General features: G+C 29.8%; 16 protein-coding genes. 10 read left to right on the forward strand and 6 right to left on the reverse strand.

The genetic code is table 11. The features are described 5' to 3' along the window. Positions 1 to 2,205: a patatin-like phospholipase family protein gene (locus HXZ69_RS08665; protein WP_286495678.1), complete on the reverse strand. Its 2,205-nt coding sequence runs from the start codon at positions 2,203 to 2,205 to the stop codon at positions 1 to 3. Between the two features lie 115 nt (positions 2,206 to 2,320). Between HXZ69_RS08665 and HXZ69_RS08670 the strand changes: the two genes are divergently transcribed. Continuing rightward, positions 2,321 to 2,479 (forward strand): hypothetical protein, encoded by a 159-nt coding sequence (locus HXZ69_RS08670; RefSeq protein WP_286476306.1) that lies wholly within the window; start codon positions 2,321 to 2,323, stop codon positions 2,477 to 2,479. Positions 2,480 to 2,492: 13 nt separating this feature from the next. On the opposite strand, the gene HXZ69_RS08675 is transcribed toward HXZ69_RS08670, so the two are convergent. Together HXZ69_RS08675 and HXZ69_RS08680 are read right to left on the reverse strand one after the other, a co-directional pair. Further along, entirely contained in the window at positions 2,493 to 4,958 is a 2,466-nt protein-coding gene (locus HXZ69_RS08675) for a bifunctional UDP-N-acetylmuramoyl-tripeptide:D-alanyl-D-alanine ligase/alanine racemase (protein ID WP_286495680.1), read from the reverse strand. Further along, positions 4,945 to 5,541, reverse strand: coding sequence for a thymidine kinase (locus tag HXZ69_RS08680; protein ID WP_038336222.1), 597 nt, complete (start codon positions 5,539 to 5,541; stop codon positions 4,945 to 4,947). Before HXZ69_RS08680 ends, HXZ69_RS08675 begins: the two co-directional genes overlap by 14 nt. Before the next feature lie 151 nt (positions 5,542 to 5,692). Here HXZ69_RS08680 and HXZ69_RS08685 point away from each other — a divergent pair, with 151 nt between their 5' ends. The 6 genes from HXZ69_RS08685 (at position 5,693) to HXZ69_RS08710 (ending at position 12,773) form a co-directional block, all read left to right on the forward strand. Beyond that, positions 5,693 to 6,664, forward strand: coding sequence for a hypothetical protein (locus HXZ69_RS08685; protein WP_125349122.1), 972 nt, complete (start codon positions 5,693 to 5,695; stop codon positions 6,662 to 6,664). After that, positions 6,657 to 7,961 carry an MATE family efflux transporter gene (locus HXZ69_RS08690; protein ID WP_280035022.1) on the forward strand — a complete coding sequence of 435 codons (1,305 nt, stop codon included), beginning with the start codon at positions 6,657 to 6,659 and terminating at the stop codon, positions 7,959 to 7,961. The genes HXZ69_RS08685 and HXZ69_RS08690 overlap by 8 nt, the downstream gene beginning before the upstream one ends. Before the next feature lie 70 nt (positions 7,962 to 8,031). Next, positions 8,032 to 9,024 (forward strand): hypothetical protein, encoded by a 993-nt coding sequence (locus HXZ69_RS08695; RefSeq protein ID WP_148097316.1) that lies wholly within the window; start codon positions 8,032 to 8,034, stop codon positions 9,022 to 9,024. Between the two features lie 538 nt (positions 9,025 to 9,562). Next, entirely contained in the window at positions 9,563 to 10,273 is a 711-nt protein-coding gene (locus tag HXZ69_RS08700; protein ID WP_185144112.1) for an O-antigen ligase family protein, read from the forward strand. A gap of 3 nt (positions 10,274 to 10,276) precedes the next feature. Then, positions 10,277 to 11,365 (forward strand): glycosyltransferase, encoded by a 1,089-nt coding sequence (locus tag HXZ69_RS08705; protein WP_286495683.1) that lies wholly within the window; start codon positions 10,277 to 10,279, stop codon positions 11,363 to 11,365. A gap of 13 nt (positions 11,366 to 11,378) precedes the next feature. Beyond that, positions 11,379 to 12,773, forward strand: coding sequence for an exopolysaccharide biosynthesis polyprenyl glycosylphosphotransferase (locus tag HXZ69_RS08710; RefSeq protein WP_286495684.1), 1,395 nt, complete (start codon positions 11,379 to 11,381; stop codon positions 12,771 to 12,773). A gap of 81 nt (positions 12,774 to 12,854) precedes the next feature. On the opposite strand, the gene HXZ69_RS08715 is transcribed toward HXZ69_RS08710, so the two are convergent. Continuing rightward, on the reverse strand, positions 12,855 to 13,043 hold the full coding sequence (locus HXZ69_RS08715) for a hypothetical protein (RefSeq protein ID WP_125349128.1): 189 nt from the start codon (positions 13,041 to 13,043) through the stop codon (positions 12,855 to 12,857). Between the two features lie 39 nt (positions 13,044 to 13,082). Here HXZ69_RS08715 and HXZ69_RS08720 point away from each other — a divergent pair, with 39 nt between their 5' ends. Continuing rightward, positions 13,083 to 14,027 carry a DUF6427 family protein gene (locus HXZ69_RS08720; protein ID WP_286495685.1) on the forward strand — a complete coding sequence of 315 codons (945 nt, stop codon included), beginning with the start codon at positions 13,083 to 13,085 and terminating at the stop codon, positions 14,025 to 14,027. On the opposite strand, the gene HXZ69_RS08725 is transcribed toward HXZ69_RS08720, so the two are convergent. Both HXZ69_RS08725 and queD read right to left on the reverse strand, forming a co-directional pair. After that, positions 13,962 to 14,789 (reverse strand): UDP-2,3-diacylglucosamine diphosphatase, encoded by an 828-nt coding sequence (locus HXZ69_RS08725; RefSeq protein ID WP_221854030.1) that lies wholly within the window; start codon positions 14,787 to 14,789, stop codon positions 13,962 to 13,964. The genes HXZ69_RS08720 and HXZ69_RS08725 overlap by 66 nt on opposite strands. Further along, complete coding sequence (gene queD, locus HXZ69_RS08730) at positions 14,765 to 15,217, reverse strand: 6-carboxytetrahydropterin synthase QueD (RefSeq protein WP_221854031.1); 453 nt, start codon at positions 15,215 to 15,217, stop codon at positions 14,765 to 14,767. Before queD ends, HXZ69_RS08725 begins: the two co-directional genes overlap by 25 nt. A 34-nt stretch (positions 15,218 to 15,251) precedes the next feature. Between queD and HXZ69_RS08735 the strand changes: the two genes are divergently transcribed. Further along, positions 15,252 to 15,917, forward strand: a complete 666-nt coding sequence (locus HXZ69_RS08735; protein WP_286495686.1) for a ComF family protein — start codon at positions 15,252 to 15,254, stop codon at positions 15,915 to 15,917. Between the two features lie 27 nt (positions 15,918 to 15,944). Continuing rightward, positions 15,945 to 17,702 (forward strand): Ig-like domain-containing domain, encoded by a 1,758-nt coding sequence (locus HXZ69_RS08740; protein ID WP_286495687.1) that lies wholly within the window; start codon positions 15,945 to 15,947, stop codon positions 17,700 to 17,702. Positions 17,703 to 18,059 lie beyond the last annotated feature (357 nt).

Genomic DNA, 18,059 nt, shown 5'->3' on the forward strand with positions numbered 1-18,059 from the left:
CTAAAACCAGTAACCTAAACTTAAATTAAATAATCCTTTTTTTGTGTAAGGCGAATAACTCCAAATAAAATTTAAAGGTCCTAAAGGACTATCGTAGCCATAGGTAACGCCATACCCAAGATATTTGTAATCTGTTAAACTTAATTGCTCAAATCTATCTGTGATATTTGCTATATTCATAAATAGACTTGCATAATGATTTTTCAAAATTCGAGCTTGGATATGAGAGCCAAAAAGCAATTGATTGTCGCCAATCGCAGAGCCAAAAGGAAGCCCATAAAACTTGGTATAATTGAAAAAATCTTGTTCAACATAACCTCCGAGATAAAACTTCTGAGGCATTGTTACATTATCGTTGAAAAAGGTTCCAAAGTTAGCAGTAAATCTGTAACTTAGGAAATTATTTAACGGAAAATTTGCCTCTAAACTCGATTCTAACAAATAGTTATTTTCGAATCCAGTTACATTAGAATCAAACAAATACTTAAAGCTTCCATCAAATTTTAAACCACTACGCGCAAAATTTGCATTATTTCGATTATCTGCTTTGATATATCCATACGCTTTCCAATAATAACCTTCGGATTTTGCTGGAAATTCTTCATTAGAAGCAATAAAATTATTTGTGAAAACTTTTGTGTATTGATGCTCTAATCCAATTCCTATCGCAAATTTTTCTTTAATCGTGGATTGAATGTAAATTTGATTGATGTATTCTCTAAAGTTATAATTTACTTTTTTGTAAATATTATCCTGGCCAAAGAAGTTTCTTAAATCAATTTCTTTGTCAAAATAATGCGAAAAAGAGTTGAAACCAATACTTGGTAAATAACCATTATCAATGAAAAAATTGATGTTATATCGCGCATAATCTCCAACCACAACATCAGCAGATAGCACCGAGTTTTTGACAAATAAATTCTTTGAAGTGAAGTTTAAAAGTAATCCTGTTTTGAATAAATCATCGTAATGTAATCCAAAACGGATTGATTGTTTGGTCTTATTTTCTTGAACTTTTAACGTCAATAAATTCTCTTCATCGTTAATTTCTGAGATTTTATACGTGATATTATTGAAGTTTCCAGAAGCATACAATTTTGAAATTCCAGCTTTTAAATCATCATATTTTATAATTTCAGGAGTACGAATCCCTAGCTTACCTTCGATGTAATTTGTGTTGAAATTCTTCAATCCTTCTACTTCAATTTCTTTCACCAAAACATAATCATCAAGTTTAATTTCGTTTCGATTTTTGTTTGAAGCATGCTGTTTTTTTGCAATTTCTTTGAGTTGATCATATACTTTTTCCGAAGCAATAAGTCCGCGATTGTAAATAGAATCGACTTCGTCAAAACTTGTCACAGCATATTCTTTTAGCTCTGGTTTAATCAATAAATCAACTAATTTTTTCTGCTCATCTGTTTTTTTAACGATACTCATCGTCATAATTTGACTCAAAATATCAATAGCAGAATTTAGATCGTCTCGTTTTTGTAAACCATCACCCAACTCAACACCGATAATAATATCAGCACCCATATCTTTCACTTCTTTCACAGGGAAATTGTTGACAACGCCACCATCAACATATATTTTACCATCAATTGTGACAGGATCTAACATCGTTGGATAAGCACCAGAAGCCAAAATAACGCGAGGTAAAAATCCCGAACGAAAGACTTTTTCTTCTCCAGTTTCGAGATCGGTTCCGATACAAACAAAAGGCGTCGGAAGTTTATTGAAATCATCAATATCATGAACTGGACGCAATAAATAAGTCAACAAATCAAGTGGACCTTGTCCTTTTGAAATGGCATTAGGAATCGTTAATTTGAACTTATCAAAAGGTAATTCTAAGATATATTTTTCTTTGTATGCTTTCTCGAAGAAAGGAATTTCTGCACGATCTTTATTTTGCGTAATCAGCGAAGAAATATCTAATTGATGCATAATTTTCTCCAGTTCATCAGGCGTATATCCAGCCGCATATAATCCACCGATAATAGCGCCCATACTTGTACCTCCGATGTAATCAATTTTGATACCTGCTTCTTCAATCTTCTTCAAAGCGCCAACATGTGCATAACCTTTTGCGCCACCACCACTCAATACCACACCCACTTTTAGACGCGTTGAATCGTTCTTTGTTTCTTGTGCAAAGGTCATGGTAGAAATAATGAAAATGAAAGCAAAAAGACTGCGCATAAATTGATCTAAATTGAGGAATAAAGATAAAGATTTTAATGCTTAGTTATTTTTTAATTTTTGACTTTTGATGGAATAGTAAAGTATTAAAAGAACTATTATTGATATTAAAATGATGAAACTTCCCATACTTTCTGTTCCGAAAGTTGATGAAATAAATGCAAGAGCATATACAATTCCTAAAAAGAATATTGGAGTTAATGAGACAAAGAGAAATATGTACAAAAGAAATTTCATACGATTAAGTTACAAAAAAAGAGCTACTTTTCAGTAACTCTTTTAGTATATTATTCTTTGTAATAAACGCGTTTTATACGTTGGGAAACCGAAGTTAAGACTTCATAAGGAATTGTTCCTAACCATTCGGTAACGTTAGCTAAAGTTGGCGAGTTTCCAAAAATAGTCACTTCGTCACCTTCTTTACATGGAATATCGGTAACATCAACCATCATCATATCCATACAAATGGTTCCGGTAATTGTAGCCAAATGCCCGTTGATACCTACTTTTCCTTTTCCGTAACCAAGTGAACGACGAATTCCGTCTGCATAACCAACAGGCAAGGTTGCAATTTTGGTATGACGCTCCGCTGTAAAACGACGACCATAGCTTACAGTTTCGCCTTTTTCAATCTCTGAAATCTGAGAAATTACCGTTTTGAAACGCACAACAGGTTTCAAATATTTCTCCATAAAATCGGTATATTCAGAGTAGCCATACATTCCGATTCCTAAACGAACCATGTCATATTGATGTTCTCCATACGCTACAATTCCAGGAGAATTTAACGCATGTTTGATTGGTTTTATGTTTAAAGCAGTTGTAATTGCCGCATAACTATTATCAAAACGTTCTAATTGATATTTCGCATAATCTTCCTGCTCTGGCATATCGGCAGTTGCTAAATGCGTGAAAATTGAGCGAACATAAACATGTGAATTATCTTTTAGAATTGCAATTAATTCTTCGAAATCATCTTCGTGAAAACCAAGACGATTCATACCTGTTTCCATTTTTAGGTGAATTGGATAAGGTGAAGAAATTTGTTTTTCTTGTAGTTTCTGAATGAATAATTTCAAAACACGTAAACTATAGATCTCTGGTTCCAATTGATAATCGATAACCGTAGAGTAACTACTTTGTTCCGGGTTCATGACGATAATTGGAATGGTAATTCCAGCCTCGCGCAATTCTTTTCCTTCATCTGCAATCGCCACGCCTAAGAAATCGACACCGTTATTTTGTAAGGTATTTGCTACCTCAAAACTTCCTGTTCCATAACTATTCGCTTTCACCATGCACATCAATTTTGTGGTAGATTTTAGCAATGAGCGGTACACATTTATATTTTCGATCAGGTGTTGCAAATTAATTTCAAGAACAGAATCGTTGGAACGTGTTTCTAATTCATTCGAAATTTTTTCTAATTTGAACGGACGAGCACCTTTTAATAAAATAGCTTCGTTGTCGACATGTTGATGTTTGAACTGCTCTAAGAATTCTTCAGTCGAGTTGAATGAACGAACATAGGATTCAAATAAATGTTTGAACTGAGAAATTTTTTCTCCGATCAACACTATCTCATCAAAATGATAAAGGTTGACTAAATCGGCTGCTTGTTGATATAAATCGTGGTCAGATAAGTTACTTTGTAAAATATCCGTCAACACCAACGATTTTTTGTCGCGCGGTTGTTGATTTAGCACATTTAGTCCAATTTTTAATGAATTTAGATCAGAATTGAAGGTATCATTAATTAAAATTGAATGATTAATCGCTTCTTTAATTTCCAAACGCATTTCGATTGGTAGAAGTTGACTAAATTCGTTTTTAAGTTGTTTATAATCAATATTTAAACTAATTAAAGTCGTTAAGCAAATTAAACTATTTTTAATCGAAGCATCATCGATAAAAGGAATCGAATAGGTGAATTCTTGTTGATTATGTAAAATAGAAATTTGCGTATTAGTCTGATTACTTTGTATTTGCTTGATCTGTACAGTGGCAGAATTGGAGTAACCGTAAGTATATTTATCTGTTTTTGCTAAATGAGCGTTTTCAAGAATAGCTTGATGAACTTTTTCGTTTTCGATATTGAAAACTAATTTATCAACATGAGAAAATAGTTTCAGTTTTTCCTGAATCAATTCATCTTGATTTTTAAAATTCTCTAAATGCGCTTCTCCGATTTTTGTCAACACACCTATTGTTGGTTGAATAATTTCTTCGAGATTTTGCATTTCATTTGGCATCGAAATTCCAGCTTCGAAAATACCCAAATCGTTTTTCTCTTCCATTTGCAAAACAGAAAGTGCTGCTCCAAATTGAGAATTGTAACTTTTTGGACTACGAACAATCGAGAATTTTTTCCATAACAATTGATTCAACCACTCTTTGACAATCGTTTTTCCATTGGAACCGGTAATTCCGATCACAGGAAAATGAAATTGTTTGCGATGAATTTTTGCCCAATTTTGCAAAGCAAGTAGCGGATTTTCAACCTCGATAAAATTTGCATGAGGCAAATTTGTCAACGCTTTTTCTACGACAAAATTTCGAATTCCTCTTTGATAAGCATCTTGCAAAAACAAATGTCCGTCTTTTTGGTTTCCGTGAAAAGCAAAGAAAATTCCGTGAATTGGATTGACAATCATGCGCGAATCAAAGAAAATTTGATTGATGATTTCGTCTCCATTTCCAATCAAAGTACCGTTGATGATACTTGCAATTTGATTTAGATTATAAGTTTTCAACTTTATGTTTGTTATGTTCTTCCCAGAAAGCAACTCGGCTTAATGGTTCATATTCTAGTACTTCGCCAAGTTCTACAAGACGATCACTGTCAATTTTTCGGTGCGAATAATTGGCTAAATTTCCTGTACGAACGCAGATTGCATGCACTTTTGTTACATACTCGGCAGTCGCCATTAAATTGGGCATTGGACCAAAAGGACGACCTTTGAAATCCATATCCAAACCAGCAACAATAACGCGTTTGCCTTCGTTTGCCAATTGATTGGCTACGTCTACAATTCCTTCATCAAAAAATTGTGCTTCATCAATCCCTACCACATCGCAATCATCAGCCAATAATAAAATTGCTGAAGAATACTCAACTGGCGTTGATGTAATAGAATTTTGATTGTGTGAAACGACTTCGCGGTCCGCATAACGCGTATCTATCGTAGGTTTGAAGATTTCGACACGTTGTTTGGCAAATTCGGCACGTTTTAGACGGCGTATAAGTTCTTCGGTTTTACCAGAAAACATTGAGCCACAGATGACTTCTATCCATCCACTTTTTTTGTTATGATTAAAGGTATTTTCGAGGAACATAGTTCAAATAATTTAGATTAAAATATGAGAACAAATTTACGGAATAAATTAGTTGAATGAAGTAAAAAATTAAATGAAGATAGAGATATAAGAAAAGTTAAATAAATGCGTTCTAAACTTTAATGTTATAACAACAACACTTATTTATTTTATGGAAACTCAACAAGAAAATAATAATCAAGAAATTGATTTGGTTTTTTTAGCGAAGAAAATTAAAGGTTTTTTTCTATCAATAGGTTTTTTAATCCTACGATTAATCAACTTTATTATTCGAAACAAAATAATAGTAATTATCTTGTTCATTTTAGGTATATCTCTTGGGGTTTATTTTGATAAAAAATCAAAAAATAATTTTAAAACAGAAGTTGTTGTTGTTCCTAATTTTGAAAGTGTTGATTTACTTTATGCAGAAGTAGAAAATTTTAAATCGAACTTAAATTCGAACAAATCTAAATATGACTTTTTGAATGATGTTGTAGATTTAAGAATAGAATCTATAGAAAATATAAATAGTATTCTTACAGATAAGGATAATTTGGAAATTTTTAAAGTATTAACATCAAATGGACAAGATTTATCTAAAATTTTGAAAAATGAAGAGTTTAAAAAGAATTATAAATATCATTTAATCACGTTGAAAACAAATTCATCGGTGAATTCTCAAAAAATCATTGATTTTTTATTAAATACTATTAATTCTAAACCATATTATAAACAAAGGTCTGCTTTCGCAATTAAAAATCAAACTAATGCTAAACAACAAGCAGAAAAGAGTATTGAACAAATTAATAAGATTCTAGAAAATTTAGGAAATGGAAGTGTTTCTGTTGTTGGTAAAGATTTGAATATTAATAGTTATGATCAATTATCTAATGTAATTGAGATGAAAGATTATTATATGAAAAAATTAGTTGATATTAATACTAAGTTAATTGAGTATAAATCTACTATTTATCCTGTTAATACATCTTTTAACAATAAAATACACCAAAAGATATATGAAAAAATGGTAGTTATTTTACCACTTTTTTTGATTGGTTTCTACTTGTTTTTGTCTTATATCAAATATTTGTATGCGAAGTACAATAATCTATACCAAAAGACAAAAATTACAAATGCTTGAAAAGAGCAAAAATATTATCAAAAACAAGGAAATTAAACAAGGTTTAATCACACTTTTTTTAAGAGGAATTGGTGTATTGACGTTATTTGGTTTTACTATTTTTTTTAATCGAAATTTTGATTCTTCTGTGGTGGGCGATTACGAGTTTACTCGTATGTTTTTACTCGTATCAGGAAGTATTTGTTTGTTCGGCACAGATATCTCTATTTTATATTTCGCAGGAAGATTGAAAAGCGAAGAAAGATTTTATGAACTAAAAAAATTGTATTATAAAATATCAATTCTAAGTTTTCTTTTTTGTTTAATAATAGGACTTATTTTTTTTATTTTTTTTGATTCAACTTTTATTAATTCTTTTTTTGGTTCGGAAAACTCATATAAAATAACATCTTATAGTATATTGTTTTTATTTTTTAATGTTTGGACTCTTTTTAATACGGAGGTTTTGAGAGCTCTTGACCAAATTGTTTGGTCTGAATTATTTCGAAATACATTCAAGTTCTTTCCTGTTATCTTTGGCGCAATCATTTTATATGGAAGTGAAAAAGAGGAAAGTATTGTCTTTTATTATATTTTAGGTTTTGTAATTCTAGGTCTTATTACTTCAGTTTTTGTATTAGTCCTTTTGAGTAAAATTCCGAAATCAAAACATAATTATTCATCAATAACTTATCGCGAAATAATAGATTATTCTTTGCCAATGGGAATAAGTAGCTTTGCAGTTTATTTATTTTCTACAATTGATATTATTATTTTGAGAAACTATTTTTCGAGTTCAGATGTGGCTTTATACGCTTTGGGAATAAAAATAATGGCAATTTTGAGTATGGTAATTTTAAGCATCAATGTTAATCTTTCGCCACAGATAGCTGAACTTTATTTGAAGAATGAGTTAGACGAGTTAAAGAAGGTTTTAAGACATTCGAGTCGATTTATTTTTCTGTTAAGTGTAACAATAGGCTTAATAATTATTTTATTTTCTGATTACATTTTACCAATATTTGGAGCAGAATATATTGCAGCGAAAACAGCTTTATTAATTCTTGTTATTGGACAAATTTTAATTTCAAGTTTAGGAAGTTCGGCTGCTTACTTGAATATGACAGGAAGACCAAAAGTTTTTCGTAGTTTTCTATTGATTGCTTTGCTAATTAATCTTTCCTTGAATTTAATTTTGATTCCTAAATTTGGAATAATAGGAGCGTCTATAACGTATGTTTTAACAATTCTTTTTTGGAACTTATGTGCTGTTATATATATTTACCAAAAGGATAAAATAAAAATTTATATCAATTGAAATGAGAGTTACTCTACAAAAAAATAAGTTAACATTTATACTTCTTTTTTTATTGTCAATTCTTATCGCATTGATAGGAGAGAAAGTATTGCCACAGAAGTTCTTTATAGATGCTAATACAATTGTTTTTGATTATTATAATGAAGCAGGTTTCAAAGGAAGTTATCCGCTTACAATGTCTTTTTATAAATATACTCAGTTAGGTAAATTACCTTTTAATGTAGTAGGTGTTTTTCAGTTGTTTTTTTATTATATTATTTTATTCAAAATAGGTGTACCAAAGGATTTTCATATCCTTACTATAAAAAATATAATTGTTTACTTAGCTTTTTTGATGATAGGAATTTTTATCTCAATGCCTTCAAAAGAGTTTATTACATTTCTATTTATTTCACAAATTGTTTTCTTATTTCAATCTAAAAAAATAGGGTTTGATTTATCACTTTTATATTCTTTTTTAATATTAATAATATTTGGAATATTCTTCAGGTCTTATTTTGCATTAATACCTGTTATATCTATTTTATTATACTTTATTTCGAAAATAAAGTATACAAACAGGACATTCGGAATAATAATAATAAGTGTATTAGTAATAATTCTATTTTCAGCGTTACATTATTTAGCAAAGGGAGAATTTTTTTCTGATTTAGCAAGAAATTCTGTAAATGAAGTTAGACAAGGCTCTGAAGATGCAAACTCTATGATAATTCCTCCATTAGAACCTACAGGATTATTAGCAGAGTTAGTGAATACTTTTTATAGTTTTTTATCAGTTAATTTCCCAATTGTAGAATATAAGCATTTATTATCACCTCGAATTTTTCTATTTATTATTTGGCAGATTTTATTTACAATAATTTTTATAGTTCGTTTTTCGTGGGCCATAAAAGATCCGATAAAGAATAATAGAATATTATGGATATTTTATTTTCTGTTTTCTTATCTAGCAATCCAAAGTGTTTTTGAGCCAGATTTAGGTTCAGCAGTTAGACACAAAATTGGAATTTTACCATTGTTTTATTACGTTTTCTACTATGATAGTTTCTCTAAAAAAGTATAATCAAATTAATCAGTTATTGATCATACTAATTGCATGTACAATTGTTTTTAGGAGTATTTGTACACCTATTATTATACTTTTTTTAGTGTTTAATTTACTTCATTATAAGTTTATCATTATTGAAAAAAAACATTTTAAAGATATTCTAATCATAAGTTCTCCGTTATTAATTAGTTTACTGTTTTTTTTCAATAATGATACAATTTCAGGAGGATTCAAATCTGTAGAAAAATTATTGACATTAATTATTTTTCCAATTTTTGTTTTAACGAATAAAAACTTGAATATCAATTTTATTCTAAATCAATATAGGATCTGGTTTCTCGTTATATTATTAGGGTTTTTAGTAAGATTTGTTTTAATTTTTCCTGAGAAAATAACGAAATATATTAATGGAATTGATTTGATAGAAATTGGTTATCAATTTGCAATTTCATTAGGCTCGCATGCACCATTACTTAATTTACAGGTTGGATTTTTGAGTGTAGTTCATTTTTATTTTTTGATTCAATCAATTGTAAATAAACAATTTTATAGAATGTTTTTTAACATCATTCTATTTTTCCTTTCCTTTTGTTTAGTCCTAATTGTCAATACTCGTGTCACGTTATTAGCTGTTATTATTTGCGTTGTTATTATTTTGGTAAGAGAACTTATTTCTATATTTTCATTAAAGAAAACAATGATTGGTTTATTCGCAGGGTTAATGATAACTACCACAATAATAGGAGGTTTTGTTAAACTTAATCCTTATATGTACGAGAAATACTCTTCGGTTACTTTTATACATATGGATAAAGTTGGAAAGCTAGATGAAATTAAAAATCCAGAAATTGTAGTGTTTAATGCTTTGGTGACAAGAGTCTCTATTTGGAAAGCATCTGTAGAAGTCGCAAAAGAAAATTTACCTTTTGGAACAGGAGCAGAGATGGGTAAAAAAGAACTTTTTGATTATTATAAAAAGACAAATCAACATTTCTTAGCTAAGTACGAATTTCCAGTTCATAATCAATTCTTAGATTTCTCAATAAAATTTGGAGTTATAGGCTTTATAGTTTGTTGTATTTATATATTTTTTCCGTTTTATAAAAGCATAGATTTACTTAATTTCAAATCACTATTTATTTGTTTTGGAACGTTGTTCTTTATTTCGAATTTAACGGATGATTTTTTAATTCGATTTGATGGAATTGTTTTTAGCGGATTATTTTATTCATTGTTTAGTAGTATTTCAACCTTTAAAAAATAATAAATGAAAAAAGCTATAATTATTGATTGGCTTGATAAATACGGAGGTGCAGAAAGAGTAATCGCAAAGCTTAATCAAATTTTTCTTTTTGACGAAGTGTATACTTTGACTAATATTATGAAAAAGGAGGAGTTTTTGGAAATTTTTCCTCAAAAAAACATACAGGTTCACGATACTTTTCTTAGAATTTTAAAAAATAAATTTAGATTTCTTTACTTCATTTTCTTTTGGGTAATAAACCGAATGAAAGTTTCTCCAGAAGTTGATTATTTTATTTCTTCTTCTCATTCTATAGCGAAAGGCGTTACAAAATCTCGAAAAGACCAAATTCATATAAGTTATTTTCAGGCGAGAAATTCAAATTATATCTGGGACGAAATAGACCTATACTTTGGTAAAAGTAAATATCTATTCTATCCATTATTATTAATTCTTAGAAAAATTGATATTAAACAAGCTCAGAAACCTGATTATATAATTTCTAACTCTAAGTTTGTTCAACAATGGGTAAAAAAAACATATAATAGAGAGTCTATTGTAATTTATCCACCCGTTAATTTCGAAAATTTTGAACTTGTAAAACATAAGTCAGATTATTACGTTATTGTAGGTAGAATGGCTTCAATAAAAAGATTTGATGTTGTTATAAAAGCATTTAATCAAAACAAAAAGAAGTTAATAGTTATTGGAGATGGAGAAAAGTTAGATGACCTAGTAAGGCTATCGACCTCAGATAATATCCATTTTTTTGGTTTTTTAGAGTCGAAGTTAGTAGGCGAATATATCTGTAAGGCAAAAGCTTTTATACAAGTTGGTATAGAGGGGTTTGGAATAGCTCCATTAGAAGCGCAAGCTTGTGGTACACCAGTTATTGCTTTTGCGAAAGGAGGTGTTGTGGAAACTGTAATAGATAAACAAACAGGTGTTTTTTTTGATGAACAAACTGAAGAAAGTTTAAATTTTGCAATAAATGAGTTCGAAGAACTTCAATTTGATCAGACTTTAATAAGGAATCATGCATTAAGTTTTTCTCATGAAGTTTTCGAGAAAAAAATGAGAGATTTCGTAGAATCAAAAATAAAAAAAGTATAACGTAAATTTTATAATGGGTAATCTTAATAAATTTAATTTTTCAATAAAAATAGGATTCTATATTTTAGATGCATTGATTATTATTTTTGGTTTACTTTTTTTTATTTGTAATCAATACCAATATTTTTATCATACTAAGTTAGCTAGACTTCCTTATTTTTCTGAATTACTCGATGCTCATTACAAAGCAATTTTACTATTATTAATCGCTTGGTTTGTTATTGCAGATTATGTAAAACTCTATTCTATAAAAAGAGTCAATTTTCTTAGAGAAATTCTTCGAAAAATAGTGTTGCAAACATTTTTCTTTTCTTTGATTATTTTTACAATTTCTGGAATAAAAAAAGAGGAGCTATTAGCGAATCAATTAATTGTTTATTTTGTTACCATTTTATTTGTTTATCTAATCTTTACACGATTACTAGTGTTTTTTATGAGTAGATACAATTTTCAAAGAGGGAATGATGTGAAGAATGTTATTGTTTTGGGAGAGAATAGTAATACTCCACGTTTTAAATCGATTATAGAGAATAGAAAACATTATGGCTATAGAATTATCAAAACAAATAATATTATTGATAATGATTCATTAGAAACAGTTTTATTATCAAATAAAGTTAAAGAAATATTTATATCTCAATTAGGATTACCTATATCATTACAAGAACAAAGTATTGTTAACTTTTGCGAAGATCATCATATAAAAGTAAGCTATATACCTTATTCGTTGAACACGGAATTAATAAGTTTAGATGTTGTATACATTGATACTTTACCAATTTTTAGATTTAAAAAATTTCCTCTAGAAAAAGCGGAAAATAAATTGATCAAATCCTTATTTGATGTTATCATTTCTTGTTTTGTTTTAATTTTTATAATGAGTTGGTTGTTTCCGATAATTGCAATTTTAATTAGGTTAGATTCGAAAGGGCCAATATTTTTTAAACAAAAGAGAAGAGGAATCAATGGAGTAGAGTTTGACTGCTATAAATTTAGAACAATGCGTAATGATGGAACAAATTCCATTAAAGCTACAGTAGTTAACGATAATAGAATTACAAAAATTGGAAAGTTTCTTCGTAAAGCAAGTTTAGATGAATTGCCGCAATTTTTTAATGTACTGAACGGAGATATGTCTATTGTAGGTCCACGGCCACACATGATATCACAAGATATACATTACAGTGAAATTATAAGAAAATATAATCTTAGAAATTATGTCAAACCAGGTATTACAGGTTTAGCACAAGTAAAAGGTTATCGTGGAGCTATAGATTGTGATAAAGATATGGAAGATCGTATACGAACGGATATCTTTTACGTACGTAATTGGTCACTTCTTTTAGATTTACAGATTATTTATCAAACGATAGGTTTAATAATAAAAGGAGATAAAAATGCTATATAAAAGATAAAAAAACCTCTTATAAAATTTATAAGAGGTTTCTCGAATTAATTCGAAAATATATTTTATACAATATAAGATAAATTATCTTTCGTATCTTTTTTCATTTTCGGTTCCAAAGCTAGCGATTTTATATAACCACCATCCCATCAATGCGCATCCGATGAATGTAAATAACCATCCAAAGATAACACCAATTGGAGATAATAAGTTTTCAAAAGTCCATTTGAAAATATCACCAATCGCAAAAAATAAATCAGTTATAACTCCCATATTCTAGTTTATTGCTTAATTTGCATCAAAGTTAATAAAATGTTGGTTAATCTACTTGACAAAAGGAATTTTTTTATACAGATTTTTATCATTGTGTTGTTTACGTTACTTGGAGTTACTAATTTTAACAGTATTGATCTGAGTAATTTAGAAAAATTAGGCGTAATCCTAACGTTTTTAACTATAGCTTTAGTTGGATATACTGATAATACAAATGATTTAATTAGCAGATCTTCTTATCCGACTTTCATTTATATTTTATGGATAATGCCTTTTGTAACTGGTTTATCCGATTATCGCATTGCTGGTAGTTTGTTACTTGTTACTTATGTTACGATTAAATTACTCTATTTTGAGTCCGAAAAAAATGATACATATAACGCTTTTGATATTGGCGTTTTTATAAGTTTTGCAATTTTATTAAGTCCACCACTTATTTTTTTAGGAATTGTAGTTTTTACTTACTTCTTGACTTTAAGAGTGGTAGAGCCAAAAATTCCTATTCTTGGTTTTTTAGGATTTCTTTTGCCAATATTAATCGTTGCTCAAGTTAGTTTTCTGCTCGATTATTACTTTATGTTCGATTTTTATAAAGAACAATTAATGTTTACAATGGTACATTTCGAATGGAAACAATTGTTTTTAGTTCCAATTGCAATTATTCTAATTTATTCAATTATCAATCATTTCAAGAATGTGAATAAATTGACAGCACAAAAGAAACGTATCTTTTTGTTGATGCATTTTATGTTTGGAACAATGCTGATTACGTATATTCTTTACGGAGGAAATAACGATGCTTATCTTGCCTTCTTAGGTTTTAGCATTATGTTAATGTTAACAAGATATTTTAGCGAAAGCAAACCCAAAATAGAATGGCTAAAAGAGGCATTTCTTTGGGTTTTTATGATTTGCTTGCTAATTTATAATTTTTATGATAGAATCCCGAGATTCTTCTCCTTGATTACGGAGGTAAGTTTTTAATTCGAATTCTTTTCCATCAAAAACACCATAAGTAAAGTAGTTAATCCAATCGCCAAGATTGATGTGACGTGCTTTGCCTATAGCAATTTCCATTGGTAAATGTCGATGTCCGTAAACTAGATAATCGAAGTATTTTCGATGCAATTGCTTGCGGCTATACATGATTAACCATTCGTTGTCAACGCCTAAGAAATTAACATCTTCGTCTCCTGAAATCATTTTATTTTTTCGCGAAGCTGTAATTCCCAACCACATTGCCAAATCGGGATGAAGTAGATAAAAAAGGAATTGACAAACTTTGTTTGTAAAAACCTTTTTCATGCGTTTGTAGCCTTTATCACCAGGTCCTTTTCCATCTCCATGTACAATAAAAAATTCTTTTCCATTGATGATAAAATCCTGCTTATCTCGAAAAACAATTGCGTTTATTTGTTCTTCCAAATAATCTTTCATCCATAAATCATGGTTTCCAACAAAGAAATAAATTGGAATTCCGCGATCAGAAATTTCGGCTAATTTTCCTAAAACACGCACAAATCCTTTTGGAACAACATGTTTATATTCGAACCAAAAATCGAATAAATCGCCAATCAAAAACAAAACACCACAATCGTCTTTTATTTCGTCAAGCCATTTTACAAACAATTTTTCGCGCACCAAACTATCTTTTTCATTCGGAGCACCAAAATGATGATCCGAAGAAAAATAGGCTTTTTTACCAGGTTCTAACTGAATGTTTATTGGTTGTCCTCCGCTAACCATTCTGCATAAGAATTTTCAGTTTCGTGTAATTTCAAAGCAACCAAATCGATATTCGCTGGTAAAAGAGGTTTGATTTTATCCACAATCCACAAAATCATGTTTTCAGCAGACGGTTGATAATCTGTAAAAACAACATTGTGTCCTTCTGCTAATAATTTTTCACCTAATATTTTGTGAGGTGAATTTTCGTTCAATAAAATAGCGTGATCAAAAAGATCAACAATTTCTTTGTTCACAATTTTTTTCAAATCCCCAAAATCCATCACCATTCCAAGTTTCACATCGGTTGTGTCTTCAGAAGGTGTTCCTTTCACAGTTACAAATAATTTGTACGAATGCCCATGTATATTTTTACACTTTCCGTCATAACCATGCAAAGCATGTGCAGTTTCGAACGTAAAAGCTTTTGTAAGTCGAATGATTTTCATTAAATTTAGTACTAAACTTTAATTTGCAAAGGTAATGGAAATCAAAACAATCGTAAATTCTTTGGTTGATTTATTTTTTCCGATGCGTTGTTTGGATTGCCAAGACGTCATTCAAGCTTCGCAATTTCTGTGTGTTTCGTGTTCAACAAAACTCGTTTTCACACATTTTAATTTCGATCAAAATAATCGAGCTTATGATAAATTGAGAAATTTTTGCGAAGTTGAAAACGCTTTTTCTTTGTTAGAATTTAAACATCATAACACCACGCAAGCTATTTTACATGAAATGAAATATAGAAATCGCCCAGAAATTGGAATTGATTTAGCGCAGATGATTAAGTTTGATTTGAGTGATTATGACGGAATTATTCCGATTCCATTGCATTCAAAACGATTGAAAACAAGAGGCTACAATCAAGTAGAAAATTTTGCACGAACGTTGGCAGAAATCAACCAGATAAATTATTTTTCGGATGGATTAATCCGAACTAAATACAATTCATCTCAAGTAAATGAAGACAAAAAACACCGATTGGATAACTTGAAAGATGCGTTTGAAATCAATCCAAATCTTAAGCCTGGACATTATATTTTGATTGATGATGTGTTAACAACTGGTGCAACAATTGCATCGGCAATAAAAAAGTTTAATCTTTCAGAAAATTTTAAGATAAGTGTAATTACCATTGCTTGTGCTTAATAACAAGCTTTTTCTTAACTTGCGCCCATGAATAAGACGACACGTTTTTCGCTTTTGATGTTAACCATTTTGACGGTTATTTCTTGTGCAAGACAAGGTTCACCAACGGGAGGACCTAAAGATGAAACTCCGCCAGTTTTCCTAAAAGCTGATCCAGATACATTGGCTACGAATGTAGATCTTAATTTGCAAGAGGCTACAATCAACTTTGATGAATACGTTCTTCTGAAAGAATACAGCAAAAATGTGGTTGTTTCGCCATCGTTTCAGATTCCCCCAATTGTGACGCCGCAAGCTTTAGCGAAGAAATATATTTCGATTAAATTTCAAGAACCATTGTTACCAAATACGACGTATAGTTTCAATTTTGGTGATGCGATTCAAGATTTTAACGAAAATAATAAGTTGTCCAATTTTCAATATGTTTTTTCGACAGGTAGTTTTATTGATTCGTTGAAGGTAACAGGTCGTGTAAATTCGTCCTATGATTTCAAAGGGCCAGAAAAGATATTGGTCGGGCTATATAAAGTTGATAGTGCATACAAAGACAGTATCATTCTGCAAAAGAAACCATATTACATTGCGAGAGCCAATGATAAAGGAGAATATCAATTAAATTATTTGGCTTCGGGCAAATATAAATTAATTGCTTTCGAGGATAAGGTAGAAAATGTGATGTACGATTATGGGAAAGAGCGTTTGGCTTTTCATAACGAACCAATTGAGCTGAATTCGAATCAACAAATCAACTTGAATTTATTCAATCAAAAACCAGCTTATCGTAAACCTGAAGCGAGTTTTAAACAAGAAGGTTTAATTGTTTTTAAAACGACAGGTTCAACGGATGATGTTACGATAACACCGGTAGGAAAAGAATTTAAAACGGCTTATATTCAGAAGTTTCCAAAACAAGATTCGATTAATTTTTGGTTCAATCCAAAGGTTGATACCATTACAGGAAGAAGTGCAAAATTGAATTTCAAGGTTCAACATAAAGATCAAATTGATGAAGTAAGTGCATTATATTCAAAATCGAATACAGAACGAAAATTAGAATTTAAAGCATTAAATGATCAAAAATTAGCACCAAATAAACCGTTTAAAATTCAGGCAAATGCGCCAATAAAATCATTAGATTTATCTAAAATTTATGTGTTTAAGGATACAGTTTCAATTCCATTCAAAGTTTCGATTGATACAGTGAATGCACAGAACTTGAATTTTGCTTTTGAGAAAAATTTAGATGAAAAATTTGAAGTAAATCTCTATCCAAATGCATTGACAGATGTGTTGGGAGAGAAGAATGATACACTTGCATATCCTATAAAAATGGGAACACGAGGCGATTTCGGACATTTGAAATTAACGCTTCAAAATACACCATCCAAACCATTTATTTTACAGTTTTTAAAGACTGATAAAGATTTTACAGTGATTGAAGAAATCTATAATCCAGCAAATAAAAACTATTTTGAGTTCAACTTTATTGAGCCAGGAGAATATTTGTTCCGCTTATTGGTTGATGAAAACGAAAATGGAAAATGGGATACAGGTGATTATTTATCAGGTAAACAACCCGAACCAATTTATTTGTATCCAGAGCCAATCAAAATTAGAGCGATGTGGGATGCGACCGAAACATGGGTTTTAGGAGAGGCAAATCAACCCGTTTCTTTACCAAATGATGATAAAGATTCGGACAAAAATAGAATACGTCGAGGAGAATTGAAAGAAGGCGAGGAGCGTCAAAATCCACGAACAGCAAATAAGAAATCAGAGGAATAGTTCTCTGATTTTTTTTATTTAGTCAATTCGCAAATTTCTCGTAATACTTGCGTATGGTTGTATGTCATAAACTGGACAACCTATTCTGTCCAAAATAATACTTCCTACAATTAAATAAACTTGATATTGAGTTTTAGGTGAATTGTTATCAAAAAGATGTTTACAATTTGTAATTAAAATTGCATTGATAAACTCTTCAACAGTAAGTTCTTCCCATTTAATAAAATGATAATCTAAGAAAATATATTTTAAAATATTAGAATAATTTTTAATTTTTAGATCATTAGCGTCCTAAACGTTAAAAGAAAGCGTAAAAAAAGCGCGTAAATTTCGGATCTCAAATTATCTTTGAGTTGG

Source organism: Empedobacter sp. R132-2 (assembly GCF_030324375.1).
Lineage (GTDB): Bacteria > Bacteroidota > Bacteroidia > Flavobacteriales > Weeksellaceae > Empedobacter > Empedobacter falsenii_B.

What these genes read in the sequence shown, in the direction of transcription:
- HXZ69_RS08700 (WP_185144112.1), top strand. Translation starts at nt 9,563, where the DNA reads ATGTTTTTTAACATCATTCTATTTTTCCTTTCCTTTTGTTTAGTCCTA.
- queD (WP_221854031.1), bottom strand. Translation starts at nt 15,217, where the DNA reads ATGAAAATCATTCGACTTACAAAAGCTTTTACGTTCGAAACTGCACAT.
- HXZ69_RS08665 (WP_286495678.1), bottom strand. Translation starts at nt 2,205, where the DNA reads ATGCGCAGTCTTTTTGCTTTCATTTTCATTATTTCTACCATGACCTTT.
- HXZ69_RS08735 (WP_286495686.1), top strand. Translation starts at nt 15,252, where the DNA reads ATGGAAATCAAAACAATCGTAAATTCTTTGGTTGATTTATTTTTTCCG.
- HXZ69_RS08720 (WP_286495685.1), top strand. Translation starts at nt 13,083, where the DNA reads ATGTTGGTTAATCTACTTGACAAAAGGAATTTTTTTATACAGATTTTT.
- HXZ69_RS08740 (WP_286495687.1), top strand. Translation starts at nt 15,945, where the DNA reads ATGAATAAGACGACACGTTTTTCGCTTTTGATGTTAACCATTTTGACG.
- HXZ69_RS08725 (WP_221854030.1), bottom strand. Translation starts at nt 14,789, where the DNA reads ATGGTTAGCGGAGGACAACCAATAAACATTCAGTTAGAACCTGGTAAA.
- HXZ69_RS08685 (WP_125349122.1), top strand. Translation starts at nt 5,693, where the DNA reads ATGGAAACTCAACAAGAAAATAATAATCAAGAAATTGATTTGGTTTTT.
- HXZ69_RS08715 (WP_125349128.1), bottom strand. Translation starts at nt 13,043, where the DNA reads ATGGGAGTTATAACTGATTTATTTTTTGCGATTGGTGATATTTTCAAA.
- HXZ69_RS08680 (WP_038336222.1), bottom strand. Translation starts at nt 5,541, where the DNA reads ATGTTCCTCGAAAATACCTTTAATCATAACAAAAAAAGTGGATGGATA.
- HXZ69_RS08670 (WP_286476306.1), top strand. Translation starts at nt 2,321, where the DNA reads ATGAAACTTCCCATACTTTCTGTTCCGAAAGTTGATGAAATAAATGCA.
- HXZ69_RS08710 (WP_286495684.1), top strand. Translation starts at nt 11,379, where the DNA reads ATGGGTAATCTTAATAAATTTAATTTTTCAATAAAAATAGGATTCTAT.
- HXZ69_RS08705 (WP_286495683.1), top strand. Translation starts at nt 10,277, where the DNA reads ATGAAAAAAGCTATAATTATTGATTGGCTTGATAAATACGGAGGTGCA.
- HXZ69_RS08690 (WP_280035022.1), top strand. Translation starts at nt 6,657, where the DNA reads ATGCTTGAAAAGAGCAAAAATATTATCAAAAACAAGGAAATTAAACAA.